This window comes from Escherichia sp. MOD1-EC6098, assembly GCF_002965865.1.
GTDB lineage: Bacteria > Pseudomonadota > Gammaproteobacteria > Enterobacterales > Enterobacteriaceae > Escherichia > Escherichia marmotae.
This window is the reverse complement of sequence record NZ_PTSN01000017.1, coordinates 41,499-67,827: the sequence shown is the minus strand read 5'-3', so window position 1 is coordinate 67,827 and position 26,329 is coordinate 41,499. Positions and strand designations below refer to the sequence as shown.

The 26,329-nt window shown below is 54.9% G+C and carries 30 protein-coding genes, 1 pseudogene and 1 other annotated feature; of the genes and pseudogenes, 29 read left to right on the top strand and 2 right to left on the bottom strand.

Annotation, left to right across the window (positions count from 1 at the left end; genetic code table 11):
• Nucleotide 1: 1 nt before the first annotated feature.
• The 26 genes and pseudogenes from C0K55_RS17670 to C0K55_RS17550 all read left to right on the top strand — a co-directional run.
• Nucleotides 2–1,597: a DUF935 domain-containing protein gene (locus C0K55_RS17670; RefSeq protein WP_105266280.1), complete on the top strand. Its 1,596-nt coding sequence runs from the start codon at nt 2–4 to the stop codon at nt 1,595–1,597.
• On the top strand, nt 1,584–2,750 hold the full coding sequence (locus C0K55_RS17665) for a phage head morphogenesis protein (protein ID WP_105266281.1): 1,167 nt from the start codon (nt 1,584–1,586) through the stop codon (nt 2,748–2,750). The genes C0K55_RS17670 and C0K55_RS17665 overlap by 14 nt, the downstream gene beginning before the upstream one ends.
• Entirely contained in the window at nt 2,747–3,298 is a 552-nt protein-coding gene (locus tag C0K55_RS17660; RefSeq protein WP_105266282.1) for a phage virion morphogenesis protein, read from the top strand. The genes C0K55_RS17665 and C0K55_RS17660 overlap by 4 nt, the downstream gene beginning before the upstream one ends.
• Nucleotides 3,299–3,507: 209 nt before the next feature.
• Entirely contained in the window at nt 3,508–4,623 is a 1,116-nt protein-coding gene (locus C0K55_RS17655) for a phage protease (RefSeq protein ID WP_105266305.1), read from the top strand.
• Entirely contained in the window at nt 4,624–5,019 is a 396-nt protein-coding gene (locus C0K55_RS17650; RefSeq protein WP_032300900.1) for a hypothetical protein, read from the top strand.
• Nucleotides 5,020–5,029: 10 nt separating this feature from the next.
• Nucleotides 5,030–5,938, top strand: coding sequence for a Mu-like prophage major head subunit gpT family protein (locus C0K55_RS17645; RefSeq protein WP_033807277.1), 909 nt, complete (start codon nt 5,030–5,032; stop codon nt 5,936–5,938).
• A 3-nt stretch (nt 5,939–5,941) separates the two neighbouring features.
• Nucleotides 5,942–6,283 (top strand): HI1506-related protein, encoded by a 342-nt coding sequence (locus C0K55_RS17640; RefSeq protein WP_001402713.1) that lies wholly within the window; start codon nt 5,942–5,944, stop codon nt 6,281–6,283.
• Between the two features lie 3 nt (nt 6,284–6,286).
• The gene (locus tag C0K55_RS17635) at nt 6,287–6,718 is read left to right on the top strand and encodes a gp436 family protein (RefSeq protein WP_105266283.1); all 432 of its coding nucleotides are present in this window, start codon (nt 6,287–6,289) and stop codon (nt 6,716–6,718) included.
• Nucleotides 6,715–7,353 (top strand): DUF1834 family protein, encoded by a 639-nt coding sequence (locus C0K55_RS17630; protein ID WP_105266284.1) that lies wholly within the window; start codon nt 6,715–6,717, stop codon nt 7,351–7,353. The genes C0K55_RS17635 and C0K55_RS17630 overlap by 4 nt, the downstream gene beginning before the upstream one ends.
• Before the next feature lie 13 nt (nt 7,354–7,366).
• Nucleotides 7,367–7,576: a DUF2635 domain-containing protein gene (locus tag C0K55_RS17625; protein WP_001371970.1), complete on the top strand. Its 210-nt coding sequence runs from the start codon at nt 7,367–7,369 to the stop codon at nt 7,574–7,576.
• Nucleotides 7,569–8,990 (top strand): phage tail sheath C-terminal domain-containing protein, encoded by a 1,422-nt coding sequence (locus C0K55_RS17620; RefSeq protein WP_105266285.1) that lies wholly within the window; start codon nt 7,569–7,571, stop codon nt 8,988–8,990. The genes C0K55_RS17625 and C0K55_RS17620 overlap by 8 nt, the downstream gene beginning before the upstream one ends.
• A 12-nt stretch (nt 8,991–9,002) precedes the next feature.
• Complete coding sequence (locus tag C0K55_RS17615) at nt 9,003–9,377, top strand: hypothetical protein (RefSeq protein WP_032300894.1); 375 nt, start codon at nt 9,003–9,005, stop codon at nt 9,375–9,377.
• Nucleotides 9,374–9,757 (top strand): hypothetical protein, encoded by a 384-nt coding sequence (locus C0K55_RS17610; RefSeq protein WP_105266286.1) that lies wholly within the window; start codon nt 9,374–9,376, stop codon nt 9,755–9,757. Before C0K55_RS17615 ends, C0K55_RS17610 begins: the two co-directional genes overlap by 4 nt.
• A gap of 14 nt (nt 9,758–9,771) precedes the next feature.
• Nucleotides 9,772–9,927: a hypothetical protein gene (locus tag C0K55_RS26230; RefSeq protein ID WP_165697714.1), complete on the top strand. Its 156-nt coding sequence runs from the start codon at nt 9,772–9,774 to the stop codon at nt 9,925–9,927.
• On the top strand, nt 9,917–12,199 hold the full coding sequence (locus tag C0K55_RS17605; protein ID WP_105266287.1) for a phage tail tape measure protein: 2,283 nt from the start codon (nt 9,917–9,919) through the stop codon (nt 12,197–12,199). Before C0K55_RS26230 ends, C0K55_RS17605 begins: the two co-directional genes overlap by 11 nt.
• On the top strand, nt 12,199–13,548 hold the full coding sequence (locus C0K55_RS17600; RefSeq protein ID WP_105266288.1) for a DNA circularization protein: 1,350 nt from the start codon (nt 12,199–12,201) through the stop codon (nt 13,546–13,548). The genes C0K55_RS17605 and C0K55_RS17600 overlap by 1 nt, the downstream gene beginning before the upstream one ends.
• The gene (locus C0K55_RS17595) at nt 13,532–14,743 is read left to right on the top strand and encodes a phage baseplate assembly protein (RefSeq protein WP_001143148.1); all 1,212 of its coding nucleotides are present in this window, start codon (nt 13,532–13,534) and stop codon (nt 14,741–14,743) included. The genes C0K55_RS17600 and C0K55_RS17595 overlap by 17 nt, the downstream gene beginning before the upstream one ends.
• The gene (locus C0K55_RS17590) at nt 14,743–15,393 is read left to right on the top strand and encodes a phage baseplate assembly protein V (RefSeq protein ID WP_172955479.1); all 651 of its coding nucleotides are present in this window, start codon (nt 14,743–14,745) and stop codon (nt 15,391–15,393) included. The genes C0K55_RS17595 and C0K55_RS17590 overlap by 1 nt, the downstream gene beginning before the upstream one ends.
• Before the next feature lie 53 nt (nt 15,394–15,446).
• Entirely contained in the window at nt 15,447–15,797 is a 351-nt protein-coding gene (locus tag C0K55_RS17585; protein ID WP_105266290.1) for a phage GP46 family protein, read from the top strand.
• On the top strand, nt 15,797–16,876 hold the full coding sequence (locus C0K55_RS17580; RefSeq protein WP_105266291.1) for a baseplate J/gp47 family protein: 1,080 nt from the start codon (nt 15,797–15,799) through the stop codon (nt 16,874–16,876). The genes C0K55_RS17585 and C0K55_RS17580 overlap by 1 nt, the downstream gene beginning before the upstream one ends.
• Before the next feature lie 3 nt (nt 16,877–16,879).
• Nucleotides 16,880–17,452, top strand: coding sequence for a YmfQ family protein (locus tag C0K55_RS17575; RefSeq protein WP_105266292.1), 573 nt, complete (start codon nt 16,880–16,882; stop codon nt 17,450–17,452).
• Nucleotides 17,452–18,438 carry a phage tail protein gene (locus C0K55_RS17570; RefSeq protein ID WP_105266293.1) on the top strand — a complete coding sequence of 329 codons (987 nt, stop codon included), beginning with the start codon at nt 17,452–17,454 and terminating at the stop codon, nt 18,436–18,438. Before C0K55_RS17575 ends, C0K55_RS17570 begins: the two co-directional genes overlap by 1 nt.
• Entirely contained in the window at nt 18,438–19,013 is a 576-nt protein-coding gene (locus C0K55_RS17565) for a tail fiber assembly protein (RefSeq protein WP_000143149.1), read from the top strand. The genes C0K55_RS17570 and C0K55_RS17565 overlap by 1 nt, the downstream gene beginning before the upstream one ends.
• Nucleotides 19,014–19,058: 45 nt before the next feature.
• The gene (locus C0K55_RS17560; RefSeq protein ID WP_105266294.1) at nt 19,059–21,341 is read left to right on the top strand and encodes a prophage tail fiber N-terminal domain-containing protein; all 2,283 of its coding nucleotides are present in this window, start codon (nt 19,059–19,061) and stop codon (nt 21,339–21,341) included.
• 14 nt (nt 21,342–21,355) lie between these two features.
• Nucleotides 21,356–21,934: a DUF4376 domain-containing protein gene (locus C0K55_RS17555; protein ID WP_105266295.1), complete on the top strand. Its 579-nt coding sequence runs from the start codon at nt 21,356–21,358 to the stop codon at nt 21,932–21,934.
• 79 nt (nt 21,935–22,013) lie between these two features.
• A pseudogene (locus C0K55_RS17550) lies at nt 22,014–22,334 on the top strand (hypothetical protein); the annotation flags it as partial.
• Here the strand turns inward: C0K55_RS17550 and cbrA are convergent.
• Complete coding sequence (cbrA, locus tag C0K55_RS17545) at nt 22,291–23,355, bottom strand: colicin M resistance lipid reductase CbrA (protein ID WP_105266306.1); 1,065 nt, start codon at nt 23,353–23,355, stop codon at nt 22,291–22,293. The pseudogene C0K55_RS17550 and the gene cbrA sit on opposite strands and share 44 nt — an antisense overlap.
• A gap of 100 nt (nt 23,356–23,455) precedes the next feature.
• On the opposite strand from cbrA, the gene C0K55_RS17540 reads away from it, so the two are divergent.
• The gene (locus tag C0K55_RS17540) at nt 23,456–24,670 is read left to right on the top strand and encodes a DUF3748 domain-containing protein (RefSeq protein WP_061090990.1); all 1,215 of its coding nucleotides are present in this window, start codon (nt 23,456–23,458) and stop codon (nt 24,668–24,670) included.
• A 1-nt stretch (nt 24,671) separates the two neighbouring features.
• On the opposite strand, the gene C0K55_RS17535 is transcribed toward C0K55_RS17540, so the two are convergent.
• The gene (locus C0K55_RS17535; protein WP_010377863.1) at nt 24,672–25,004 is read right to left on the bottom strand and encodes a YceK/YidQ family lipoprotein; all 333 of its coding nucleotides are present in this window, start codon (nt 25,002–25,004) and stop codon (nt 24,672–24,674) included.
• A 238-nt stretch (nt 25,005–25,242) separates the two neighbouring features.
• Nucleotides 25,243–25,315: a sequence feature (ROSE (Repression Of Heat Shock gene Expression) occurs in the 5'-region of heat shock genes and acts as an RNA thermometer to modulate expression.), on the top strand.
• On the opposite strand from C0K55_RS17535, the gene ibpA reads away from it, so the two are divergent.
• Both ibpA and ibpB read left to right on the top strand, forming a co-directional pair.
• The gene (ibpA, locus tag C0K55_RS17530) at nt 25,309–25,722 is read left to right on the top strand and encodes a small heat shock chaperone IbpA (protein ID WP_001243437.1); all 414 of its coding nucleotides are present in this window, start codon (nt 25,309–25,311) and stop codon (nt 25,720–25,722) included. It overlaps the preceding feature by 7 nt.
• 111 nt (nt 25,723–25,833) lie before the next feature.
• The gene (gene ibpB, locus C0K55_RS17525; RefSeq protein WP_001243426.1) at nt 25,834–26,262 is read left to right on the top strand and encodes a small heat shock chaperone IbpB; all 429 of its coding nucleotides are present in this window, start codon (nt 25,834–25,836) and stop codon (nt 26,260–26,262) included.
• The last annotated feature ends 67 nt before the right edge of the window (nt 26,263–26,329 follow it).

Sequence of the window (26,329 nt, the reverse complement as noted above, 5' to 3'; positions counted from 1 at the left end):
AATGGCACAGCTTGTTGATATTTACGGACGCCCGCTGAAACGTGAGGCACTCAAAACCACGCAGTCGGTCAGAGTGGCGGAACGGCTGCGCATTTATCCCGACCACCCGTCCCGTGGTCTGAACATCAGAAAACTGCCGCGCATTCTGGAAGCTGCCGAACGCGGTTATCTTCCGGCGCAGGCGATGCTGTTTGCGGATATGGAAGAACGTGATGGCCATCTGTTCGCCGAGATGGAAAAGCGCAAAAAAGCGTTGCTGACGCTGGACTGGTCGGTGGAGCCGCCCCGCAATGCCTCGAAGGCAGAAAAGGAGCTGGCCGCCGCCGTGGATGAATGGCTGCACGGTATCCCGGACATGGAGGACATCATCCTCAACGGGATGAGCAGTGTCGGTTACGGCTTCAGCTGTCAGGAAATCAGCTGGGCGTTCGTGGATAAAACGTGGCTACCGGATGCGGTGACGCTGCGTCCGCATAACTGGTTCATTACCCTGCCGGAACACAATGACGAACTCCGGCTGGATGACGGCAATCGTGGGGAAGATGGTAAAGACGGTTCCGCGCTGTGGCCGTTCGGCTGGCTGGTTCACCGTTACAACGCCCGGTCGGGGTTCCTGGGGTCATCCGGTCTGTTCCGCGTACTGGTCTGGCCGTATCTGTTCAAAAACTTTGCGCTGCGTGATATGGCGGAGTTTCTGGAGATTTACGGCCTTCCGGCGCGCATTGCCTACTATGCACAGGGCACCAGTGACGCGGACCGTGACAGGATTCTTGACGCCCTGGTCAATCTGGGCCATGAAGCGGTGGCAGCCCTGCCGCAGGGTAACGAGATTGAATTCAAGGAGGCCGCGTCCGGCGGGCCGGAGGCGTTCATGTCGATGGTGGAATGGGCAGAGCGTACCACCTCAAAAGTGATTCTGGGCAGTACGCTGACCAGCCAGGCCGACGGTAAAACCTCCACCAACGCGCTGGGCAATGTGCATAACGAGGTCCGGCACGACATTCTGGCTGCCGATGCGCGCCAGCTGTCCGGCATGTTCAGCAGCCTGATACAGATGATGGCCAGCCTGAACGGCTGGCAGGATGTCCCGCCACGCCGTCTTCCGCGACTGGTGTTTGATGTGCAGCAGGAAGCCGACATTAAGGGTGTGGCAGAAGCCGTCAACGTGTTGCTCAACAGTGTGGGAATGAAGGATATCCCGGCGTCGTGGGTGCGCAAAAAAACCGGCATCCCCACCCCGAAAGACGGCGAAGAGGTACTGGTGCCGGTGGCACAGCGTCTCCCTGTGCAGGCGGGCCTCAGCCAGCTGCGTGAGCGGCTGAATGTTGCCGCGCTCAGTCAGCAAGACAACGGGGAGGACGACCCGGCACAGCGCGCCATCGACCGTGCAGAACTTCCGGCAGAGGCCATCGCGCAGGGGATGAACGAACTGGTGGCCCCACTGGTGCAGGCCATACAGGAAGGCCGGGATGCAGACGAGGCCATGAACGTACTGGCGGAAGCATGGCCGGAGCTGCCGGATGACACGCTGCGGCAGTTGCTGACACAGGCATTCTTTGTGGCGGATATCTGGGGGCGACTGAATGCCGACAACTGACGATGTTGACCTGGGTTATGCGTACACCCTGAAACCGGAAGAAGCGATTAAGTATTTCGAAAGCAAGGGGTACGTTATTGGCTTCCGCTGGCACGATGTGAAGGACATCGCCAACGCCCGGGCGTTCACGGTGGCGGGCGTGCTGAAACTGGATGTTCTGAAGGATGTCCGTGATGGCCTGACGGCTGCACTGGCTGACGGCGGGACGTTCCGGGAGTTTGCTGCACAACTGGAACCACTGCTGGAATCAAAAGGCTGGCTGGGTAAAAAACTGATTGTGGACGAGGATACCGGCGAACTGCACGGCAGACAGCTGACGCCGCGCCGGTTGCGCACGATATTTGATACCAATATTCAGTCGTCATACAACGCCGGACGTTATCAGCAGCAGATGGCGAACGTGGCTGACCGGCCTTATTTTGAGCGCGTGGCGGTGATGGACCTTCACACACGCCCGAAACACGCCGCCCTGAACGGTTTTACCGCCCGGGCGGATGATCCGGTCTGGGAGTATTTCTACGCGCCGGACGGATACGGATGCCGCTGCCGTATCCGGGCGCGTTCGGCGTCGGATGTGGAGAAATATGGCCTGACGGTACAGAGCAGCGAGGGGCGACTGGCTGAGGTTGAGCAGGAATATGGCCAGCCGGGCCAGACCATCAGAACAATGGGGCTGAAGATGCCGGACGGTTCCGTGTATACCGCCGACCCGGGCTTCGGATTTAATCCCGGTCGGGTGGCATGGCAGCCGGAACTGGAAAAATATGATTACCGCAGTGCCCGCCAGTATGTCACCGGCACTCTGACCGGGCCGGATTTTGCCCGGGGACTGGCAAACGTCAGCGAACTGGATGCACGCCAGCGATATCCGCTGGCCATCCGGTCACCGGAACAGGTCGCTGCCACGGGCGCTGCACGGCAGACGGTAAACCTTACGGCTGACGTCATGAAGCGCCTCAGTGCAGCAGACACGCCCCCGACCGCCGCCGACTATGTGCTGATGCAGCAGACCATCGAACGGGCGGAGCATGTCACGCAGGACGGCAACGCGTGGCGGTATGCGTTACAGTCGGGCGACCGCTGGTCAGTGGCGACGGTTGAGGATGACGCGCTGACAGACTGGGTTATGCAGGACACCCCGGAGGCATCATGAGCAACGGTAAACTGGATATTAAGATTGATTTAAGCGCGTATAACACCACGCTGGGTAACCTGATTCGTTCCGTGAAGGACCGGCGCGACCTGATGACGGCGCTTGCGGGTTCCATGCTGGATGCGGTTGAAACTAACTTTGAACAACAGGGGCGCCCGAAATGGATGGGCTGGAGTCCGGCTTATGCGAAGCGACGCGGCCCCGGGCAAATCCTTCAGAAGTCCGGGCGACTGGCTGCCAGTATCCGCTCTGCGGTTAACAATAACGAGGCCACGGTCGGGACAAACGTTCGTTATGCCCGTATCCACAACGAAGGCGGCGAAATACGCCATCAGGCACGGACGCAGAACCTGTATTTTAAACAGTACAAAAACGGCAGCGTCAGCAGCCGTTTTGTGAAAAAGCGCAACAGTAATTTTGTGCAGAGCGCAACGGTCGGAGCGTATACAGTCAACATGCCCGCGCGTCCCTTCCTTCAGCTTGTGCAGGACGACATCGACGAGCTGGAGAACACCGCAAACCGCTATTTTGCGCGGGTGATTGACTGAATGGCCACAAACGCGCTGTAATCGCCTGTGACAACATAAACGCCTCACGGATGAGGCATTACAGCACTGCACCCCGTAAATGCTGTCAGAATCGTTTTTAAAAGGGTTTTAAAAACGGTTTTATTTCCCCTTTTATCCTTTCGCGTTATGGCAGGGTGCTGAACACCCTCCACAGTACCCCGTGCTCCCCTTCCGTCATCATGCCGCGTATGAAGATGAACATTGCGGCATTAAGCCTCGAAATCACCAAAGCAACCCACAGCGAAATCCAGCTGTTTCCGGCAGGCGAGTTCAGTGCGGTGGATGGTCGCCCACATACCGATGAAGTCGAAAGCGGTAAATGGGTGCTGACTGCCGAACTGGCCGCGCAGCTTGTCGCACAGGTGGCAGCCCGTACCACGCCTTTTGTCATTGATTACGAACATCAGACGCTGCGCGCCGTAAACAACGGCAAGCCCGCCCCGGCGGCGGGCTGGTTCAGCCAGGTGGAATGGCGTGAAGGTGTGGGCCTGTATGCCACCGGTGTGGAGTGGACGGAGAACGCGGCGGCCATGATTGCCGCCGGTGAGTACAAATTTATTTCCCCTGTTTTTGCCTACAACAAGCGCGGCGAAGTGCTGGAGCTGTTACATGCTGCGCTGACCAATACCCCGGCGCTGGACGGTATGGACGCGGTCATGCTGGCTGCGGCCAGTCGTCTGGCGAGTCTGTCAACTGAAACGGAGACCACAACGGTGGATGAAGAACTGTTAAACAATTTGCTTTCCGACCTGCGCTGGATGCTTAACCTCCCGGTTACCTCAACGGCGGAAGATATCAAAAACGAGCTGCAAAAGGTCGTTGACATGATTTCGAACGGTCAGGGAACGGCGGCGGCATCCGTCAGCCTGCTGGCCCTGCTGAATCAGAAAGACGAGCAAATCGCCAGCCTGTCAGCAAATGCCTATGACCCGACGAAGCATATCCCTCTGACGGCATATGAAGAACTTCAGGGACGTTATGCCGTACTGGCGCAACAGTCCGGTGAAGCCGAAGCCGGGGCACTGATTCAGGCGGCGCTGTCTGACGGGCGACTGCTTCCGACGCTGGAAGACTGGGCGAAAGATTACGCCCGTCGCGATATCAACGGTTTTAAAACCTGGCTGGATAAAACCACCCCGCTTGCCGCACTCAGCAGCACCCAGACCGGCGGCAAACCACCCAAAACGCCGTCACCGGCCCCGGCGCAGATTAAAACCGGCGATGACGTCGATGTCGATATCGCCATTTGTTCAATGATGGGCGTTGATCCAGAGGATGTCGCCCGTTACGCAGGAGACAAGTAAATGGATCGCAATACCCCCTACCGTGACGGCGAACTGAACCCGGTGCCGGTTGCCGCTGCGACCGAAATTTTTGGCGGTCATATGGTGGCCGTTAACGCCTCCGGTTATGCCGTTCCGGCCAGTGCCACGGCCTCACAGATTACGCTGGGCGTGTCTGATGGCTGGGTGGATAACAGCAAGGGCAGCGATGGCGACGCCACCGTTCTGGTGCGTTGCGGCAAAGCCTTTCTGATGGCGAACAGCACCTCAGATCCGGTCACGCAATCGCAGGTCGGCAAGCTGTGCTACGTGGAAGACAGCGTGACCGTGGCAAAAACCGACAACAGCAGCGCCCGCCCTGTCGCCGGGAAAGTAATCGGCATCGGTGACGATGGCGTCTGGGTTCATTTCAGTTAAGGAGCGAAACGTGTTAGTTAACGCTAAAAACCTCAACCAGATTTTTATCAATCTGAAGACCACCTATCAGAAAGCCTTCGACCAGACCCCCACTGACTGGCAAAAAGTGGCAATGGAAGTGCCATCAGGCAGCAAGGAGAACGACTACAGCTGGTTGAGTCGTTTCCCGAAAATGCGCGAGTGGGTCGGTGATAAAAACGTTAAATCTCTGGAAGCCTTCAACTACACCATCCGCAACAAGGACTGGGAAGCCACGGTTGAAGTCGATCGTAACGACATCGAGGACGACCAGATTATGGGCTATGCCCTTCAGGCCAGAGACGCGGGCCAGTCAGCGGCAGAACTCCCGGCAGATATTGTGGCGTCCCTTATCAATAACGGTTTTACCAGTCCCTGTTACGACGGCCAGATGTTCTTTGATACCGACCACCTGGTCGCCGGTAAATCGGTGTCCAACAAAGGCACTAAAAAACTCAAAGTGGGGTCGCTTGCTGAAGCGAAAGCCTCCTACGGTGCTGCCCGTACGGCCATGCGCAGTCTGAAAGATGACGAAGGCGCGTCTCTCAGAATCCGCCCGAATCTGCTGGTTGTGCCACCGGCGCTGGAGGATGACGCGAACTACCTGATGACCGCCGAGAAGTTCCCGGACGGCACACCGAACCCGTACCGCAATACCGCCGAAGTACTGGTGATGCCGGAGCTGACATCGGATTCTGCGTGGTTCCTGTTCGACACCTCCCGCTCGGTCAAGCCGCTGATCTTCCAGCAGCGTAAGAAACCGGTTTTTGTGGAGCAGACGGACTACAACAGCGACAACGTATTCATGCGTAAGAAGTTTCGGTTTGGTGCCGAAGCGCGCTGTAACGGCGGTTACGGCTTCTGGCAGATGGCATTTGGTTCTGATGGTACGACGGAGTAATGCATGGAAAAGGTGATTGAAATTACCGCCCGCCGTGAGGGTTTTCGCCGCTGCGGTGTGGCACACAGCGCAACCACGAAGGAATGGCCTGCGGATGCGTTCACCCCGGAACAGCTGGCGGTGCTGAAGGCTGACCCCATGCTGATTGTGGTGGAGCGCGATAAAGCATCCGGCCAGAACGACGCGGCCCGGGGGGATGAACTGGCCGCACAGCTGGATGCCGAGCGTCAGAAAGTCAGCGAACTGACGGCGCAACTGGAAGAAGAACGCCAGAAAGTCAGTGAGCTGACTGCACAGCTGAACGCCGCACAGAAAACACAAAAAGCGGACAAAAAGGAGAAGTAACCCATGTCTTACGCCACACCGGAACAGTTCATCAGGGCGTTCAGTGAACGCGAGGCGCGCACACTGACGGATGAAGACATGACGGGATTCATCGACGAAGAAAAGCTGGTCTCCGCGCTTGCGCGCGCCAGTGCCCAGATTGATGGCTATCTGGTGGGGCGTTACCGGACCCCGTGGCCTGACAGCCCGGGGATTCTGGTGGGTTACTGCTGCGATATCTCCCGCTATCACCTGGCGACCGATTACCGTATCAGCTCAGAAGAAATTCAGATGCGCTACCGGGACGCCATCCGCTTTCTGGAGAAAGTCGCAGCAGGACTAATCAACCTTGGACGGGATACGTCCGGCAGTGTGATCCAGTCATCGTCACAGGTGCGTATCCGCTCCGGGTCCCGTCAGTTCGGGCGTGAGTCCACGCGGGGAGGTGCATTCTGATTACTGAAATTGAACGGGCGCTGGTTGAGCGTCTGCGTTGTGGTCTGGGTGAAATGGTGCGGGAAGTCCGCACCTATGCCGGTGAACTGGATGAAGATCCGGGCCGGATTGTTCGCAGCCTTCCGGCAGCCTGGGTGACGTTCGGCGGCATCGTGAAAACCGAACGTTATTCCACGTCACGCCGGAAATACATTGCCACCGGACGCTTTGTGGTTGTGGTGGGTGATTACAACACCCGCAGCGAACAGAGCGCCAGACAGGGAGGCACCGTCCGGGATGAGGTCGGTACAAACCTGCTGGTTGAATCCGTCCGTCGCCTGCTGACCGGTCAGGATTTGGGGCTGGAGATTGATTATTTCGAACCCGGGCGGGTCAGGACGCTGTTTAACACCGGCGTGGCAGAGCGGGCAATGTCCGTGTTTGCCTGTGAGTTCGATACCCGCTGGGTGGAGCACGCGCTGGAGAACGGCAAATGGCCGGAGCGCGGCGCAGAAGCGGACCGTCTCTTCAACCGCTACCACGGCAGGCTGTCAGACCCTGACCCGGATTTACTGCGAATTGGTACGCAATACGGCGCAGATATCTGTGGTCTGGATGAATTAAGAGAGCAACAGCATGAACAAAATGAAGGTTAAGGCGGCTCCCGGGATGAAGTTCCCGATGGAGGATAACGCCCGGAAATACATCACCACGGAAGCGGTGACCGTTGAGAACACCGCTTATTACCGGCGCGCCGTTCAGGACGGTGACCTGATTCTGGTGAAGGATGAGCCTGAAACCACCGTGACGGCTGAACAGGACGCCGTGCAGGTAAAAGCGAAGGCGAAGAGAGAGAAACAGGTGGATTCCGATGAGTGAAATTCAGTTTGACACCATTTCGGGCGGCATCCGTAAGCCCGGTGTGCATTTTGAGTTTAATACCCGACTGGCCGTTAACACGCTGCCGGGTAATGAACAGCGTGTTCTGGTGATTGGTCCGATGCTGTCAGGCGGCACCGCCACGCCCCTGAATGCCGTCTCCGTGTATTCCGAAGACGAAGCGGATTTGTATTTCGGGGCCGGTTCGCTGGCCGCTGCAATGGCGCGCGCGGCCATTAATGCCAACAGCTATCTGCAACTGGATGTTATCGGTATTGCAGACAGTGGCGCAGGAAAGGCGGCAACCGGCGCAGTTACCGTCAGTGGCACGGCAACCAGCAGCGGCACGCTGTCGGTATGGGTTGCCGGTGAGCAGGTCACGGTGGATGTGGAAACCGGTGATGAACCGTCGAAAATCATTCCGGCACTGGTGGAAGCAATGACGCAGACGCCATCGCTTCTGGTCACGGGGGAATACAAATCGGAAGCCTCTCAGCTGACGGTGACCACCCGGACCAAAGGGGCCTGGGGGAATGATATCACCCTGTCAGCGTCCACCACGGCAGGCGGTCTGACCGTGAGCACCACGCCGATGGCGAACGGCGAAATGGACCCGGATATTCAGCCTGCACTGGATGCGGTCTTTGCTGCCGGTCACAACATTCTGATTTGTCCGTTCAGTACCGCGCCAGCCCTTGCGGCCCTGAAGCAGCATCTGGAGAAAACCGGGAACGCGATGGAACAGCGCGGCGCGATTGGCTGTGCGGGCTGGACGGGCAGTCTCGGAAACGGGATCACCCTGGCAGCCGGTGTGAACAGCGGGCGCGTGTCCGTCCCCTGGTATCGCGGCTCCGTGAAGCTGCCAGCGGTGCTGGCCGCTATCTACGGCGCTGTGATGGCGGGCGAGGAAGACCCGGCGCGTCCGCTGAACTCGCTGGCGCTGCCCGGGCTGGATGTGGTCGCCATGTCACAGCGTGAAAGCCGTAACGAGCAGGAAAACGCCCTGCATAACGGCCTGACGCCGGTTGAGGTTGGCCCGGGTAACACGGTGCAGATTGTGCGTGCGGTCAGTACGTACACGGTTAACGCACAGGGCGTGACTGACGTCTCGTTACTGGATATCACGTCCATCAGAACGCTGGACTACACCCGCAAGGCGTGCCGCGAACGCATCAGCCTTCGCTTCCCGCGCGAAAAACTCAGCACCCGCACTATCGCCAAAGTGGAAAGCGAACTGTATGACGTGCTGATCAAGCTGGAGGAAGCGGAGATTCTGGAGAACGTGGAAGCGAACAAGGCAAAGCTGCGCGTTCAGCGAAACGGGAAAGATGCAAACCGTCTCGACTGCGTGGTTCCGGCGGATGTGGTTAACGGCCTGCATGTGTTTGCCGGTCGCATCGACATGATTTTGTAAGGAGCGCGGTAAATGTCTCTGCATGAATACATTGGCTCGATTGTGCTGGAGGTGGACAGCCAGGAAATCGAGATCACCGACCTTGATGTTCAGATCAACACCGGGCGAAAACTGGTCAAGACCATGAACAAAACCGGCAGGGCCAAAGGCTTTGCCCGGGGCATTGGCACCTACGAACTGTCCGTTTCGGCGGTGATCCCTGATACCAACGAGCCGGACTGGGAAAACCTTGAAGGTGTGAAAATCTCGTTGTATCCGCTCAGTAAAAGCGGCAAACGCACCTCCTATCTGGACTGCTTCACAACCGAAGTGGGTGAGAAATACACCGTCGATAATGAAGCGAAAATTGATATCAAACTGGCTGCACTCAGGAAGGTGACAGGATGACTTTGATTAATACACAGACTGGCGAACTGTCTGATGGCGTGGTGTTTAACGGCACCGTTCATAAAAACTTTGAGCTGCGTCTGCCGGTCATGCGTGATAACGGGCAGGCACTGGAAGAAACTGAAGAACGCTTTCAGACGGTGGATGGCTTCGCGGCGGATTATTACTTCCGCTGTGCGGTGATGGCGGCAACGCTGGTCCGTCTGGGGGATATTCCGCAGGAAGAACTGACGGCGGAGCTGTTACACGACAACATGACGCCGGACGATTTTAATATTCTGCTGGCATCACGCAACGTCCTGAAGGTAAAGCGGAACGGCGGGAATCCCGGCTCGCCGGACTCCGGCTCGCAGTCCTCATCCTCGGGCGCTACGGAATAACCGAAGAGCAAATCATGACCATGAGCCGTCCCGAGCTGGACGGCTGGCTTGCCGCCGTTGACAGGCTGAACGGCGGCTCAGGAAGGAAGGACACCTCACAGACCACCCGCCAGTCATTTAAATCCCTCAGAAAGAAACGCAGAAAAGGTAAGCAGAAAAATGGCCGGTAATTTCAAAGTTGGCATGACCCTGACTGCGAAGGACGAAGCCTCGCAGGTTCTGGAAAAGGGACAAAAACAGGTTATCAAAGCCACCGAAGGTGTAACAAAGGCGACACGGAAGGCAGGCGCAGAGCAGAAGCGTACCGAGCAGGAAAGCGTTAACAGCACGAAAAAGGCGGCAAAAGAGATACAGCGTGCCGCCCGTGCCCGGGAAACGCTCGGTATTCGTGCAGAACGTGAAATCCGGCGTGAAATTTATCAGACGGTTGCCAGCTATAACCGTCTGGCCCGCGCCGGTTTTGAATCTGCGCAGGAGCAGGAGCGCGCCATGCAGGCCACCCGGGAAAAAGCCCGGGCACTCAAGCGTGAACTGGATGGCGTCACTCAGGCTCAGATGAAGATGGCGAAAACGCCTGTTATCCCTGAACGGGGGCGTTTTGCCCGTGCGGCTGCATTTGGCGGGAATGCCGTGACAATAGGCGGCGGAATTATGGCAGGGGCCGCCATTATGACGCAACCAGTCAGAAATCAAATGAGTTATGAACGTCAGCTCAGCATGATGGCGAACACGGCGTTCAGTGATGGTGGTCTGGAAGGCAGGCAGTTTGGGCGTGAAAAGCTGAAAAACAGTATCCGCGCGGCGGTAACGTATGGTGGCGGAACGAAAGAGGATGCAGCTGAAGCAATGAATGAGATGTTGGCCAGCGGCGCTTTTTCCTGGGATACCGCGAATAATCTCTTACCGCAGATTATGAAATTTGCTACTGCATCCGGTGCATCCCCACGCGATCTGGTCACTATGGCGGCCAAAGCTAAGCAAACATTTGGACTGACAGACAACGATCTTCCGGCCATGTTTAATATGGCTATTGCAGCCGGTAAAGCCGGTAATTTTGAGCTACGGGATATGGCGGAGCATCTTGGACCTCAGATGGCGTTAGCTGGTAACGCCGGAATGAAAGGACTGGATGGATTCCAGAAATTACTGGCATTTAATGAGGTCGCAGGTATTGCCGCAGGCAGCAGCAGTGAGGCAGGTAATAACGTTGTAAACCTGTTGGCCAAACTTTTCAGTAGTGAATCAGCAACAAGGGCGAAAAGCATCACGATTGATGGCAAGGGTATTGATTTACCCGGTACATTGACCCGAGCTATGGAAAACGGCATTGATCCGATAGAGGCATTTTCACGCCTTGCTGATAAAGTCGCCGCGAACAACAAACAATATCAGGAGCTTCAGAAGCGCCTGGCAGCAACAAAAGACAAAGGCCAGCAGGACAAAATTCTGGAGTCTATGGCGAAAATTCTTGAGGGGTTCGGTGTTGGTGAGCTTGTCGGTGATATGCAGGCACTGAAGGCAATCCTGGCTTACAGGAATAACCCGGAATACCGAAAGCAGGTCGAAGCTGAAATCAGTCAGCAACGCACCCTGCCAGAAGGTCAGCGCGCCGGAGATCTGGATTTTAAATTCATGTCAGGCACGAATGATTTTAAAACCGAACAGGCTAAAAACACGCTTGAATTTTCACAAATGGACAGCATGAAAAAGCTGGCTGATGCGTCCGGTACTGTGGCCGATGCCATAAGCTGGGCGGGTGAAAAATTTCCGGGGCTGACCACAGCAGTGGTGGGTGCCACGACAGCCATTGAAGCGATGACCGCAGCGGCTCTGACATGGGCCGGGATCAAAATCCTGACCGGGGGTAAACCCGGTGGCAAGGCTGGCGAGGTTGTCGGTGATGTAATTGAAAACACGGTCAAAAAAGGCAAAGGATTTAAATTCCCCGGCATTGCCGGTAGCCTGCTTTCTTTCGGTGGCACCGTTACGGCACTGGCCACTGCAACCAGCCCGGAAGAAGACGCCGCCGTCGAAGGAAGCGAGGAGCGCTGGAAAAATATACGGACTAAATATCCTCAGTGGCTGATTGATGCTGCCCGTGAAAAATATCAGCCGTGGTGGCAGTTTGGCGAAGGTTACTCAACAGAAAACGAGAAATGGATCCAGCAGTATCTTGACGAACTGAAAAAAACCGGGGTTATCGCCGGTGATTCTCTGCCAACACCAGAACAAGTCCGACAGCAAGCCGGAATGGCAGCGTCTGAAACAGCATCAAAGCAACCCGGACGCATCACCCAGCCGGAATACCTCACGCACTGGGGACCACCTGCCAGCCCCATTAATTTCACCACACAACTGGTGCTCGATGGTCAGGTCGTGGCGGAGGCAGTGAACAAATACAACCTTCAGGACGGCAACAGAGGCACGGGAGGAACTTACTGATGGGCTGGGCTGAAAACCTGCAAAACGCCTCCTTTCGTGGCGTGCAGTTTGATGTACTGAACACGGACGAACAAATCAGCCGCGACCATGCGGTCTATGAATACCCGTTTGTTGACGGGGCGGATTTGCACGACCTCGGACGCAAGGCGCGACCGTTCCGCATGACGGCGTTCCTGTGGGGGGAGTATTACGAATATAAACTTGAAAAGCTGATCGCCGCCCTGGACGAAGGCGGCGATGGTGAGCTGATTCACCCGGTTTACGGCTCCGTACCGTCGGTGATTGTGACCGGCTACAGCATCCGCCATGACGCAGAAAGCCCGGACAGCTGCACCATCGACATGAGTTTTCTGGAGAACCGCACCGGCAGCGCGTTGTTCAGCACCCCGTTACCGGAGTTGTTTGCACAGCAGTTATTTGAAGAACTGGATAAGTTACTGGCACAGTTAAGCGAATTATTTGACGCTGTTACAGCCCCTTTAAAGACCATTAACAGCGTGATTAAAAAAATCCAGACAGTGCGCGCCACACTGGTAAATACCCTGCTGACGTTCAAAAGCGATTTTCTCTCATCCATCGACAATATGATGTCGCTGGCCAGCGAACCCGGGAAATTTATTGGCGGGCTGGCAGAGGTGCTGGAAATCCACACGTCAGATGTCGGGCACGCGGTGCCGGTGCTGGAACGTACTGATTCCGCCACCACGACCGGACTGACCGGAGAAGACAGCGTCGCCAGTTCTGCGACAGTGATGACCTGCTGGAATGAGGTGATGGCAGATATGGATGAGCTGGTCGCGCTGCCGGTCGCACTGGTCAGCGGTGATAAAACGCCGTCTGTGGCACTTCCGCCGGATGCGTCCGTGGAAGACGTACAGGACGTGAAAGCGGCTTATGCGGTTCTGGCGGCCTCAGAGCTGGCCAGCGTGGCGACGGCGATACTGTCCGATGAAGCCCAGTCAGAACAGCTTATACCGGCGGATATCGGGCGACTGGTCGGGGATGTGCGCACCCGCTTACAGGCCGCCATCACGCTGTTCCGTGAACGCTATGAAGGCGAACGCGAACGGATAACCGAAACCGCATCACCGCTGGGGCTGATGTACCCGGAAATCATTCAGAGCATGAAGAACGTGGCGGCATCCGTGCAGGATGTCGGCCTGCTGGTGCTTTCACGCCGCCCACCGCTGACGCAGAAACAGGTACAGGCGGACAGCTGTCTGCTGTTGCTGGCGTGGCAGTGGTACGGCGATTACAGCCGTGCGGCAGAGCTGCAACGTCTGAACCCGCAGCTGCGCGACCCGAACAACATAACCGCCGGGATGATGATTAATGCCTACGCAAAATAACGACGACAAAATCAGTCTGGTCATTGCCGGAAGGTCGCATTCTGACTGGAGCAGTTACCGTATTGACAGTGATTTCCTGAAAGCTGCCGACGGCTGGCAGCTTCAGTTGGGACTGCCTGAAAAGGTGTTCCCGGCGGATATCGTCCGGGGTGCGCCAGTCCGGTTGCAGGTGGGAGACGAAACGGTGCTCAGTGGTCGCGTGGACAGCGTGCGCCGCAGTGTATCCCGTCAGAGCTGCACGCTGACGCTGTCCGGGCGTGATGATGCCGCCATTCTGGTGGACTGTGCCGCGCCGGTGTTCAGCGCCAACCAGCTGACACTGGACGAGGTCATCGACAGGATAGTCAGACCGCTGGGGATACAGCGCATTCGTATTCAGGCGTCCGGTGTGTCACGTAATGACAAGGTCGTTATAGAGCCGGGGATGCGTGCGTGGGATGCACTGGCTAAAGCTGCCGCCGGTCGCGGCTTATGGCCGTGGTTTGAGCCTGACGGGACGCTGGTTGTGGGTGGCCCTGACTACACCACCACGCCGGTGGATACGCTGATTCTGAAGCTGGACGGCACCGGGAACAACGTGATGGAGCTGGATGATACCCGGTCCATTAACGGCTGCTTCTCCGAACTTACAGTGCTGGCACAGAGCCACGCCCGCCGCGCAGACAGCAAAAAGCAGCTGGCCACAGTGCCACTGGATATCTGGAACGAGGACGGCAGCGTGCGCACATTATCCGGGCGGGACGGCGGTAATACGGACAATGGCCAGACAGGCATTCATAACATGAAAGCTGTGGCCACCGACCCCACCGTGGATTATTACCGCCCGCAGATTATCACTCAGGGTGACACCAGCAACCTGGAGCAGGTGAACTGGCGCGCCAAAAAAATGATGAGTGATGCCCGTCTGTCGGGGCTGGATATCGTCGCACTGGTTGCAGGTCATCGCACGGCGGACGGTGTCCTGTGGCAGCCCGGCCAGCGTGTGCGGATTGTCAGCGAACCCCACGGCATCGACGCCATCTTTTTCCTGATGGGGCGTGAGTTCAGCGGAGGCCGTAACGGGAAGACAACCCGGCTCCGCTTTAAGGAGGACGGCGTGTGGATACCTGACGCCTTCCCGCGCGAGAAGAAACGCCATCACCGCAGGGGCAAAAAGAAAAAAGAGGTCGCCATTGTTAAGGTCTGGGAGAAATGATGTGGGACAAGATTAATCAGCGCATACAGCAGGCGCTGTCCGCCGTTCGCCAGGCATTCAGGGTGGTGACCGGTACGGTGGACAGTTCGACCAAAGTACAGTTGCTTCAGTTGAACGGGCTGGCAGGCGAACAGCTGGACGGTGCGGAGTATTTTCAGCATTACGGCCTCACCACATCCCCGCCGCCCGGCTCAATGGGTATTGCCGTTCCGCTGAACGGCAATACCTCCCATACCGTCGTCGTGGCCACAGAGCACGGCGCATATCGCCTGACGGAACTGAAACCCGGCGAGGTGGCCCTGTATACCGACGAAGGCGCAAAAATCGTACTGAAGCGCGGGCGGATTATTGAAACAGAATGTGACGTTTACCGGGTGAAATGCAAACGCTATGAGGTTGAGGCAGAGGAGAACGCCGCATTCACGACACCGTTACTGACGGCCAGCGATAAGCTGACGGTGGAAGGTAAAATCACCGGCAACGGTGGCATGGCCATCAGTGGGGGCAAGGAATACGCCGCCACTTTTGAAGGCAACATCAACCATGTAGGTGGTGTGCTTACCTCCGTTGACGTCACCATTAATGGCGTTAAAATCGGAACACACAAACACCCAACCCCACACGGCATGTCTGACACGCCGGTTAATTAAGTGCTGAACACCCTCACCTGATTCTGACCTGTCCATGCTGCCAGACTGGCGGCATGGACCAGACGATTTCACCTGCAACCGGCGACTACGAACGCCGCCGGATTTACACACTCCATAACGCGGTTTATCTGCGACTGGCGACACCGCTTGGCAGTTACTGGGCGGATGCGTCGCTGGGGTCACGCCTGCACGAGCTGAAGCGGGAAAAAGACGTTCCCCGTGTTCACAGACTGGCGGCGCAGTATGCCAGCCAGGCACTTCAGCCACTGCTCAATGACGGGCGGGCAAAATCCATTACCGTTGACACGAAAGCGGGCCAGCGCGGCTGGCTGTTGCTGTTAATCACCGTCACGGATAACGCGGGCACACCGCAGACGTTTGAACACCCTGTGAGGATTATGTAATGCCGTTTCCTGTTCCGGGCGTTGCTGAAAACACAGAACGCCAGCTACGTGATATCGCTAACGCCCTGCCGGGAGAAACCATAGACACCGGCGCTGACAGCGATTACCGCATTCGTGCAAATGCCGTATCCGGCGTGGCTGACGGGCTTTATATGCATCAGGGGTGGATACTCCGTCAGGTGTTTCCTGACACGGCAGACCCTGAATATCTGGAGCTGCACTGTCGCACGCGCAATGTTTTTCGTAAAAAAGCAACAGCCTCATCCGGTCCGGTAGTGATTACCGGCACACCCGGTAAGACGCTGCCAGCCGGTGCGGAAATTCGTGGTGAAGGTGTCAGCGTGGCCACCACAGCAGACTGCACCATCGGTGATGAAGGCAGCGCGGAGGTGACGGTAAAAAGCACCGCCACGGGGGCACAGACGAATGCATCCACGACGCAGACGGCAACGCTGGTCAGCCCGCCGGAAGGCATCAACAGCACGGTGACGATTAAATCCCTGACCGGCGGAACGGACAGGGAAAGCGACGCCGACCTGCTGGCGCGTTATCTGGATATTCTGCGCAGGCCGCCCGCTGGCGGTAACAAATATGATTACAAACGCTGGGCGCTGGAAGTGGATGGCGTTACGTCTGCGTATGTGGAGCCGTTGCGTCGTGGACTGGGGACGGTTGATGTGGCCATTACGTCAGCTAATGATCTTCCCTCTCAGGAACTGATTAATGCCGTGCTGGCACATATTGAGGAAGTCCGCCCGGTTACAGCGAAGGACACGATGGTACTGGCCCCGACGAAAAAAGCCGTTGATTTCGTTGTCCGGGTAAAAACCAGCGGCCTGACCGTTGAGCAGATAAAACCGCAGATAACTGACGTTATCACGGATTTTATGAACCGACTGGAGCCGGGGCAAGAATTAATTATTTCACAACTGGAAACCCAGATTTCACTCATTTCCGGCGTGAGTGACCGGCGAATCGTTACGCCTGCAGACAACGTAAAAGCCATTATTAACGCGTCAACGTGGGAATGGCTGCGCCCGGGAAATATTGATATTCAGTCTTTTCCGCGTGAGGGGTGATTCATGAATATGGTCGATTTATTTCGCGCCATGCTGCCGCCTGTCAGTTATGACCCGAACGGGAATTATATTTCTGCAGAGCTGGCAGCCGAGGCTGACGTCATGGAGGCCGTGAAGGCATCAGCGGCGAGCGTTCTGGCACAAATCACCCCGTTGCAGGCATCGATGACGCTGTCCGACTGGGAGCGCGTGTACGGTGTTGTCCCCCGTGAAGGTGCCACACAACAGGAGCGGCGGCAGAATATCCTGGTAAAAATGGCAGCCACAGGCGGGCTGTCAATCCCTTACTTTAAGAGCCTTGCCGCCAGCCTGGGCTATACCATCACCATTACGGAGCCGCGACCATTCCGGGTGGGGATAAACCGCTGCGGCGACCGTCTGCTGATACCGGAAATCCGCTGGGCATGGCAGGTCAATGTTATCGGAACAAAAACGCCGGTCTACCGTTTCAGAACGGGGGCATCGGCAACCGGCGAGCCGCTGACGGCCTTTGGTGAATCCATTTTAGAAAACACATTTAAAGACCTTAAACCGGCTTTTACAGACTGTTATTTCACGTATGAGGATAAGCAGTAATGCAGAATTTAATGCCTCCGGTGAATACGCCGGATCAATTGTTTCATGATGGTGACCCGACTCAGGGAATTGAGGGAACCATCGTTTACGCTGAATATATGAATAATCATCAGGCAGCAACGCGCGATTTGCAGCAGGAGGTGATTAACGTCCTTAAAGAGGCCGGTGTAAACCCGGACCCGAAAAAACAGAATCAACTGGTTGAGGCGCTGGCTTTATATGTCGGGAAAAAAGTTCCTGACGCATCATTAACGAAGAAAGGCATCGTTCAGCTCAGTAGCGCAACAGACAGTGACTCAGAAGAGCTGGCAGCCACGCCAAAGGCAATAAAGGCGTTAGCAGAAAAAATTACAGAGTTACAGAGCACTGCTTTACCGGTCGGGACACCAATCCCGTGGCCATCTGATTCTGTGCCATCCGGTTATGCCTTAATGCAGGGGCAAAGTTTTGATAAAGGCTCTTACCCTAAACTTGCGGCTGCCTATCCGTCCGGGGTTATTCCTGATATGCGCGGCTGGACAATTAAGGGTAAGCCTGCCAGTGGGCGTGCCGTATTGTCTCAGGAACAGGATGGCATCAAGTCGCACACCCACAGTGCCAGCGCATCAAATACTGACCTCGGTACTAAAACGACCAGCTCATTTGATTACGGCACGAAGACAGTCAGCACGTTTAACCACGGCACAAAATCAACGAACAATACGGGAAATCATACACATACCGTTGGCTTTGCTGTGAGCGTGCAATCAGGCGGTGCAGATTATGGTGTTCCCCGAAGTGATAAAGGTGCTACGACTACAAGTGCATCAGGCAATCATGCACATACAGTCGACATTGGGGCACATAACCACACCGTAGGTATTGGTGCCCATGCACACACTGTGGCATTGGGTGCGCACGGACATACCATCACGGTTAACGCTACTGGTAATGCGGAAAACACCGTAAAAAACATTGCATATAACTATATTGTGAGGCTGGCATAATGACTTTCAAAATGAGTGCAGAAGCACAAACCATTCGTGTATTTAATTATCTCGATGGCACAAATGAATTTATTGGCGAAAGCGACGCATATATTCCACCTCATACAGGTCTGCCAGCTAATTCAACAGATATTGCGCCTCCTGATATTCCGGCGGGTTTTGCTGCCGTGTTTAATGCTGATGAAATGAAATGGCATCTGATGGAAGACCACCGAGGGAAAACGGTTTATTCAACAGAAACCGGAGTAGCTGTAACAGTGTCTGAACTGGGAAGCCTTCCTGAAAATGTGACTTCTGTTTCTCCTGATGGCGAATACCAACGCTGGAATGGCAGTCAGTGGGTGACAGATGAAGAAGCCAGGCGTAATGCGCTGATAAATCAGGCGGCAGAGAAGAAAGCGGGTCTGCTTAAACAGATGGGAGAGCAAATCGCCGTTTTACAGGATGCCGTTGATTTTGGTGAAGCGACGCCAGAAGAACAGGAACAGCTGACAGCCCTCAGGAAATTACGAATAAAGTTAAATCGCATTCAACCGGAAAACGCGCCAGATATTGACTGGTCAGACTTTGAATAAATCAGACAGCCGCCCGCAGGCGGCTTTTTATCATTCAGAGGTTTTATGTCTGTATTAATCTCAGGCGCGCTTATTAATGGCGCTGGCGTTCCGATGGCGGAATGCAAAATTTATTTAGATGCACTGGTTAATACCAGTGAGGTGGTCACTGAATCATTCGCGATTATTGAAACCGATGCGGCGGGACAGTATGCATTTGAAGCGCAAAAAGGCAAATACACCGTACACATCAAGCAAAAGAACGGCCCCAAGTGCTGCGTGGGTGATATCGCTGTATACGATGACTCAAAGCCCGGCACACTGAATGATTTTCTGACCGCCCCCGATGAAGGCGACCTCAAACCCGACGTGGTGAAACGCTTCGAGGAAATGGTGGCGCAGGCGCAGCAGAGCGCGGAAGCGGCAGCGGAAAGCGAACGACAGGCCGGGCAACATGTCGCTGATGTGCAACAAATTAAGAGCGACTGCCAGACGCTGGCAGATAATGTTCAGCAGAATGCAGAAACTGTAGCAGCCAGCAAACAGCGCGTTGAACAGCTGGCCTCAGAAGTTGAGCTGAACGCCGGGCAGGTACAGGAGGGGGTGCAGAGTGTTACAGATGCAGTAAAGCAGGCTAAACAGGCAGCAGATGATTCTGCATCCAGCGCAGAGGAATCAAAAAACAATGCAGATAACGCCGCCCTGAGCGAGCAGGATGCAAAAAGCCACGCGGATAGTGCAGCAGAAATCGCACAGCAAACCGCACAGGACGCAGAAGCCACCACAACAGCCCGTGATGATGCGGAACGTTTTGCGAATGAGGCAGAAAACAGTGCACAGACATCAGGGGTGGCGCGGGATGAATCGGTTGATGCAGCCGAACGCGCCAGCCAGTATAAGGAAGCTGCGTCTTCGGCTGCGACCAGTGCAGAAAATGCGGCAAATGTTGCGCTGGGCCATGAAAATAACGCTGCCGAATATGCCCGGCAGGCGAAGGTCAGCCAGGATGCGAGCGCAGGCAATGCGCAGGAAGCGAAACAGCACAGGGACGAGGCGCAACGGATAGTTGATGACCTGAAGGGAACCAATGCCACCACGACAGAAAAAGGCCTGGTACAGCTCTGTAGTGACACTGACAACGCCAGCGAAGAGCTGGCAGCCACGGCAAAAGCCGTCAAAACCGTCATGGACGAGACGAAAACAAAAGCGCCACTGGACAGCCCGGCGTTCACAGGTACGCCAACCACACCAACACCACCGGATGATGCTGCCGGTCTGGAAACAGCGAATGCTGCTTTTGTCCGCAAACTGCTCGCTGCGCTGGTTGGCTCGTCACCGGAAGCCCTCGACACGCTGAACGAGCTGGCAGCGGCGCTGGGTAATGACCCGAACTTTGCGACAACGGTCACTAATGCACTGGCAGGTAAACAGCCGCTTAATGACGTGTTAACGGCTGTCAGCCAGATAACACCGGAAGAAAACACGCTGCCTTATTTCAGTGCAGGGGGCCGGATTTTACTGGCAGAGTTGTCAGAAAAAGCCCGCGCATTACTGGCACTGGACACAACAGAAGCCATGCGCACGGAGCTTGAGCTGAAAGCGGCTGCGACAATGGAACCCCAGAGCGATATCCGCGACCGCACGCCGGGCAGGCTGGCACTGCCTGGTGCCTTTGGTTTTGGTTATGCGTTCAGCCAGTCCGAACGTCTTGATTTTAATTCCGATGAAAAATTCCTGGAGTGGGTAACGAGCGCCACTGACGGGCGTTATTTGGTTTATTCGTACAATTCAAATTTATTTCCGGACAGCGATTCTTTTATGGGGATTGTTGACGTGGTGCTTTTTCCGACCGGGGGCAGTAGCAGTAATCCGGCAGAAACCAACAAGGGATTGTTTTTTTACAGCAGATATCAATCAAATTCTGAACAGGCTGTTTTTTACGCACAGTACAGCTCTGCATATGTTGACGGGGTGGTGACATGGGGGCTGACATCAGTCAGAAATCTGTCTCTGACGCCAAAGATGTTAAGCGAGTATCTGTCGTCCACGGCAGGGGCGGGAACTTATTTTCAGTACCCGGGTATTGGCGTTCCGGTGCTTGCCGTTTATCGCGGAACAACTTCCGGGGATAAAGAAATCAAAATTGGTCTTGGTGATGTGGTGACGGGTTCGCGTCTGGGGGCCGTAAATATTAAGTGCGCAGCACCTACGGGGATAGGGTCGTACGGCTCAACGCCACAGGTTGGGGCTACCGGGTACACATTTCCTGGGCGTTATATGGCGTTATCCGGTGCAAGAGATTCTTACGGTAATGAAGCCCGTATTTGCCTGTTTGTGCGCATCGAGTAACGAGGAAATAAAACATGAAAATCAGAGCAGTAAAAGGCATCAGAAACGCGCATTATCTTGAAAATGGCGCGGTTGACTGCGAGGTGTTATTTGAAGGTGAAACGGAATTCGTCCCGTATACCGCCATGCAGGATGATACTGCGCCGACAGGCCAGCGCATCTGGGAAGAGTTACAGAGCGGCAAATGGGGTGAAATCGCCCCGTTTACAGTCACACCTGAACTTATCGCAGCGGCAAAAGATGCCAAAAAGCGGGAAATCGAGGCGTGGCGAACAAAACAGGAAGCACTGCCGTTCACGTTCGAATGGAACGGTCGTACCTGGAATGCTGGCCCCGACTCAATGGCCCGTCTTTATCCTGTGGTAATGGCTGCGAAATCTGACACGGCGCGGGACGTTATGGCGTGGGGTGACGCCGATAATCAACAGGTGAAACTGTCGATGCCGGAACTGGAAGAACTGGCAGCAGCAATGGCGCAGGCGCAGGTCGATCGCAACGACGAGATTTATCAACGTCAGCGGGAGATGAAAGAGAGGTTGAGCAACCTGGATGATTTACGCTCAATCCGAGCGATGGCGACCAGTAGTAATTAGCGGTCAATTCTGGACTTTTTGGGCGCACCTGAACCATCCAGAATTGCGCGTCAATCAGTCCAGAAAAAAACGCGAAGTTACAAATGACCCGATGATGATTATGTGTCTGATGGCGCTGGCATTCTTCGGTAACGGTTTTGCTTCGATTACCTGGTCGCTGGTCTCTTCTTTGGCACCGATGCGCCTGATTGGTTTAACCGGCGGGGTGTTTAACTTCGCCGGTGGTTTGGGGGGTATCACCGTTCCGCTGGTGGTGGGTTACCTGGCGCAGGGTTACGGTTTTGCACCTGCACTGGTTTATATCTCCGCCGTCGCGTTGATTGGCGCGCTCTCTTACATCCTGCTGGTAGGCGATGTTAATCTCTCAACTGTGGAATATGTGCAATGCCACTGCGCATAATCCACTTTCTTAAGGCCGGTGCGGTCAGGCATCGGCTTTTCAGGATCTTGCCGTAGAGTTTTAAACGCAGTTTGCGGGTGGCGTGCCAGTAAGCGGCATTGATTTTCTCCGGCTGCTTCAGTAGCACCGAACGCAGTATTTCCGCGCTATCCAGCGCATAGCTAATCCCCTCCAGCGAGCTGGCACTGATAAATCCCGCTGCTTCGCCAATAAGAAAAGCATTGTCCTTACCGCAGACAAAATCCTGCCAGCGTGAGGGAAACAACACGGTGCATTTTTCACTTTTCACCGCTTTGCCAAACTGGAACTGAAAGGCGTTCATTTTCTCTTTCAGCGCCGCAAAACGCGCCTGGCCGTCTTTCATCGGATAGGCACCGCCAAAAATAAAATAACCGTCTTTGCTGATACTCCATGAGTAACAGTCAGTTATCGCATTATCAAAGATACAGGAGTAGAACGGCGTCGGATGTTTCTCTGTGAACCACTGCTGGATAGCGACATATTTACGAATCTGATGATCCGGGTAGAGATGTCGCCGCACCATCGAGTTTGCACCATCAGCACCGACCAGATAGCGGGCAGTAATGTGTTGCTCCCAGCCATCGGCGCGAAAAATAACATGCCATTTATCATCCTCACGCCAGATTTTCCGGCACAGGCTGTCGTGGTAAACCTCAACGCTGGTAGGGATCAGCGATTTCATCCACAAGTCGAAGGCATGACGATTAATATTGATATAGCTTCGCTGGTAGTTACGCGTGAGCGATGCTGTGACGTCGACGGTTTTGACGCTGAAAATCTGTGGGTTGGCGATCACATCGACAGGGAGCGTTAGCCCGTCGCGAATAAAAGAACGCTGCGCGTCCGGTGCCAGCAGACCACCGCAAGGTTTGCTGAAACCTTCTGTACCGCACTGGTGCTTTTTATCCAGTGCAATCACCTGCATTTTTCCTGCTAACTGCCGCGCCAGTGCGGAACCCGCCGGGCCGAGGCCGATAATCGCTACGTCAAAATGTTCCATCTTTTTACTCACATTCATCACGATGGCAAAAGACTATTGTCTGAAAGTGAAGTCCTTGTGAAGTATGATGACGGAAACCGTTTTGTATCAGGATCACGCCATGAAACAACTCACCAACGCTTCACGAAACCACCTGCTCACCAATACCAACACCTGGACACCCGATAGCCAGTGGCTGGTATTTGACGTGCGGCCTTCTGGCGCGTCGTTTACCGGTGAGACAATTGAGCGTGTGAATATTCATACCGGCGAGGTTGAAGTTATTTACCGGGCGTCACAGGGTGCACACGTTGGCGTGGTGACCGTTCATCCGAAGCTGGAGAAATATGTCTTCATCCACGGCCCAGAAAATCCTGATGAAACATGGCATTACGATTTCCATCACCGCCGCGGCGTGATTGTTGAAGGCGGAAAGATGAGCAATCTCGATGCCATGGATATTACCGTTCCGTACACTCCTGGGGCGCTACGTGGCGGCAGTCATGTACATGTCTTTAGCCCGAACGGTGAAATGGTGAGTTTTACCTATAACGACCATGTACTACATGAATGCTGCCCGGCGCTGGATTTGCGAAACGTCGGGGTTGCGGCACCGTTTGGCCCGGTTAACGTACACAAACAGCATCCGCGCGAATACAGCGGCAGCCACTGGTGCGTGCTGGTAAGTAAAACCACGCCCACGCCGCAGCCGGGCAGTGATGAAATCAATCGCGCTTATGAAGAGGGATGGGTCGGAAACCACGCGCTGGCGTTTATTGGCGACACACTTTCGCTGAACGGCGAGAAAGTACCGGAGCTGTTTATTGTAGAGCTGCCACAAAATGAAAACGGCTGGAAAGCGGCTGGTGAGGAGCCGTTAAGCGGCACGGAATCAACCCTGCCAGCGCCGCCGCGTGGTGTCGTGCAGCGACGTTTAACCTTTACTCACCATCGTACTTACCCAGGGTTAGTCAACGTTCCACGCCATTGGGTGCGTTGTAACCCACAGGGGACGCAAATCGCGTTTTTAATGCGTGACGATAACGGTATTGTGCAATTGTGGCTTATCTCCCCACAGGGCGGCGAACCGCGCCAGTTAACCGATAACAAAACGGATATTCAGTCAGCGTTTAACTGGCATCCGTCAGGAGAATGGCTGGGTTTTGTGCTGGATAATCGTATTGCCTGTGCACATGCGCAAAGCGGTGAAGTTGAGTATTTAACCGAAAATCACGCCAACCAACCTTCGGCAGACGCCGTGGTCTTCTCGCCAGATGGTCAATGGCTGGCGTGGATGGAAGCTGGCCAGTTGTGGGTCACCGAAACTGGCCACTAATTCAGTTCGTTGGCATTCGGGCTGGTGGAATGACGGCATTGATGGCCTGCGCGTCGGCTTCACTTTTTTCCACGCGTGAGCGCACTGAACTGTCTTTGCGGAATGCATCCCACGGCAGTAAAAGCGTGTCCATAACAGCGGTAAACGGCATATCAAGAATCACCAGTGACTTAGTGCCCCAGTTGGTTTCATTGTCACCAATCATGGTGGCGCTGGCACGGGTGCCAGGGTATGTTCCCTCTTTGCCCCCTGTATGGGACATCACGCTGGAACATCCTGTCATTAACGCCATCCCGCTGCACATTAAGAGTGCTAACAACACATTTCTTATCATAATAAATTCATCAGTTGATCGTTGGTGTTGGCATGATGTGTTATAGCGATCCCTTGCTGAAAATAACATCATCATCATGTCGCACTGTGGCGGCTATCGCACTTTAACGTTTCGTGCTGCCCCTCAGTCTATGCAATAGACCATAAACTGCAAAAAAAAGTCCGTTGGAAAGACTTGAAAAGTGCATATCCAGACCCATTTTTATACCGTAGCCGATGAGAACGCGCCTGATGGGTGTTCTGGCTATCCGACCTGTCCATTGTGGAAGGTCTTACATTCTCGCTGATTTCAGGAGCTATTGATTATGCGTAACTTTGATTTATCCCCGCTTTATCGTTCTGCAATTGGATTTGACCGTTTGTTTAACCACTTAGAAAACAACCAGAGCCAGAGTAATGGTGGCTACCCTCCGTATAACGTTGAACTGGTAGACGAAAACCATTATCGCATTGCTATCGCTGTAGCTGGTTTTGCTGAGAGTGAACTGGAAATTACCGCCCAGGACAATCTGCTGGTGGTGAAAGGTGCTCACGCCGACGAACAAAAAGAGCGCACCTATCTGTACCAGGGCATCGCTGAACGCAACTTCGAACGCAAATTCCAGTTAGCAGAAAACATTCATGTTCGTGGCGCTAACCTGGTGAACGGTCTGCTGTATATCGATCTCGAACGCGTGATTCCGGAAGCGAAAAAACCGCGCCGTATCGAAATCAACTAATTCTCTAAGGCCGCCTGGCGCGGCCTGGCAACTTCATGCTCGCCGTCAGGGAGCATATGCGAATCCTCGGATTTGCAGGTACTTACTCGCTTCTTAGAAGGAGAAATGACTATGCGTAACTTCGATTTATCCCCACTGATGCGTCAATGGATCGGTTTTGACAAACTGGCCAACGCACTGCAAAACGCCGGTGAAAGCCAGAGCTTCCCGCCGTACAACATTGAGAAAAGCGACGATAACCACTACCGCATTACTCTTGCGCTGGCGGGCTTCCGTCAGGAAGATTTAGATATTCAACTGGAAGGTACTCGCCTGAGCGTAAAAGGCACGCCGGAGCAGCCCAAAGAAGAGAAAAAATGGCTGCATCAAGGTCTTATGAATCAGCCTTTTAGCCTAAGTTTTACGCTGGCAGAAAATATGGAAGTCTCTGGTGCAACCTTCGTAAATGGTTTGCTGCATATTGATTTAATTCGTAATGAGCCTGAACCCATCGCAGCGCAGCGTATCGCTATCAGCGAACGTCCCGCGTTAAATAGCTAATTAGCTATTCTTTTTGCCCCGCCAGCCTGGTGGGGCTTTTTTTATTTACCATCTTCAACAATGTGTT

Bases quoted from the DNA above. Each gene is read 5' to 3' on its own strand.
- C0K55_RS17620 (WP_105266285.1), top strand. From the start codon at position 7,569: ATGAGTGAAATTCAGTTTGACACCATTTCGGGCGGCATCCGTAAGCCC.
- C0K55_RS17565 (WP_000143149.1), top strand. From the start codon at position 18,438: ATGACTTTCAAAATGAGTGCAGAAGCACAAACCATTCGTGTATTTAAT.
- ibpA (WP_001243437.1), top strand. From the start codon at position 25,309: ATGCGTAACTTTGATTTATCCCCGCTTTATCGTTCTGCAATTGGATTT.
- C0K55_RS17655 (WP_105266305.1), top strand. From the start codon at position 3,508: ATGAAGATGAACATTGCGGCATTAAGCCTCGAAATCACCAAAGCAACC.
- C0K55_RS17595 (WP_001143148.1), top strand. From the start codon at position 13,532: ATGCCTACGCAAAATAACGACGACAAAATCAGTCTGGTCATTGCCGGA.
- C0K55_RS17560 (WP_105266294.1), top strand. From the start codon at position 19,059: ATGTCTGTATTAATCTCAGGCGCGCTTATTAATGGCGCTGGCGTTCCG.
- C0K55_RS17615 (WP_032300894.1), top strand. From the start codon at position 9,003: ATGTCTCTGCATGAATACATTGGCTCGATTGTGCTGGAGGTGGACAGC.
- C0K55_RS17605 (WP_105266287.1), top strand. From the start codon at position 9,917: ATGGCCGGTAATTTCAAAGTTGGCATGACCCTGACTGCGAAGGACGAA.
- C0K55_RS17555 (WP_105266295.1), top strand. From the start codon at position 21,356: ATGAAAATCAGAGCAGTAAAAGGCATCAGAAACGCGCATTATCTTGAA.
- C0K55_RS17640 (WP_001402713.1), top strand. From the start codon at position 5,942: ATGGAAAAGGTGATTGAAATTACCGCCCGCCGTGAGGGTTTTCGCCGC.
- C0K55_RS26230 (WP_165697714.1), top strand. From the start codon at position 9,772: ATGACCATGAGCCGTCCCGAGCTGGACGGCTGGCTTGCCGCCGTTGAC.
- C0K55_RS17625 (WP_001371970.1), top strand. From the start codon at position 7,367: ATGAAGTTCCCGATGGAGGATAACGCCCGGAAATACATCACCACGGAA.
- C0K55_RS17600 (WP_105266288.1), top strand. From the start codon at position 12,199: ATGGGCTGGGCTGAAAACCTGCAAAACGCCTCCTTTCGTGGCGTGCAG.
- cbrA (WP_105266306.1), bottom strand. From the start codon at position 23,355: ATGGAACATTTTGACGTAGCGATTATCGGCCTCGGCCCGGCGGGTTCC.
- C0K55_RS17535 (WP_010377863.1), bottom strand. From the start codon at position 25,004: ATGATAAGAAATGTGTTGTTAGCACTCTTAATGTGCAGCGGGATGGCG.
- C0K55_RS17585 (WP_105266290.1), top strand. From the start codon at position 15,447: ATGGACCAGACGATTTCACCTGCAACCGGCGACTACGAACGCCGCCGG.
- C0K55_RS17610 (WP_105266286.1), top strand. From the start codon at position 9,374: ATGACTTTGATTAATACACAGACTGGCGAACTGTCTGATGGCGTGGTG.
- C0K55_RS17665 (WP_105266281.1), top strand. From the start codon at position 1,584: ATGCCGACAACTGACGATGTTGACCTGGGTTATGCGTACACCCTGAAA.
- C0K55_RS17590 (WP_172955479.1), top strand. From the start codon at position 14,743: ATGTGGGACAAGATTAATCAGCGCATACAGCAGGCGCTGTCCGCCGTT.
- C0K55_RS17635 (WP_105266283.1), top strand. From the start codon at position 6,287: ATGTCTTACGCCACACCGGAACAGTTCATCAGGGCGTTCAGTGAACGC.
- ibpB (WP_001243426.1), top strand. From the start codon at position 25,834: ATGCGTAACTTCGATTTATCCCCACTGATGCGTCAATGGATCGGTTTT.
- C0K55_RS17575 (WP_105266292.1), top strand. From the start codon at position 16,880: ATGAATATGGTCGATTTATTTCGCGCCATGCTGCCGCCTGTCAGTTAT.
- C0K55_RS17580 (WP_105266291.1), top strand. From the start codon at position 15,797: ATGCCGTTTCCTGTTCCGGGCGTTGCTGAAAACACAGAACGCCAGCTA.
- C0K55_RS17540 (WP_061090990.1), top strand. From the start codon at position 23,456: ATGAAACAACTCACCAACGCTTCACGAAACCACCTGCTCACCAATACC.
- C0K55_RS17650 (WP_032300900.1), top strand. From the start codon at position 4,624: ATGGATCGCAATACCCCCTACCGTGACGGCGAACTGAACCCGGTGCCG.
- C0K55_RS17670 (WP_105266280.1), top strand. From the start codon at position 2: ATGGCACAGCTTGTTGATATTTACGGACGCCCGCTGAAACGTGAGGCA.
- C0K55_RS17570 (WP_105266293.1), top strand. From the start codon at position 17,452: ATGCAGAATTTAATGCCTCCGGTGAATACGCCGGATCAATTGTTTCAT.
- C0K55_RS17660 (WP_105266282.1), top strand. From the start codon at position 2,747: ATGAGCAACGGTAAACTGGATATTAAGATTGATTTAAGCGCGTATAAC.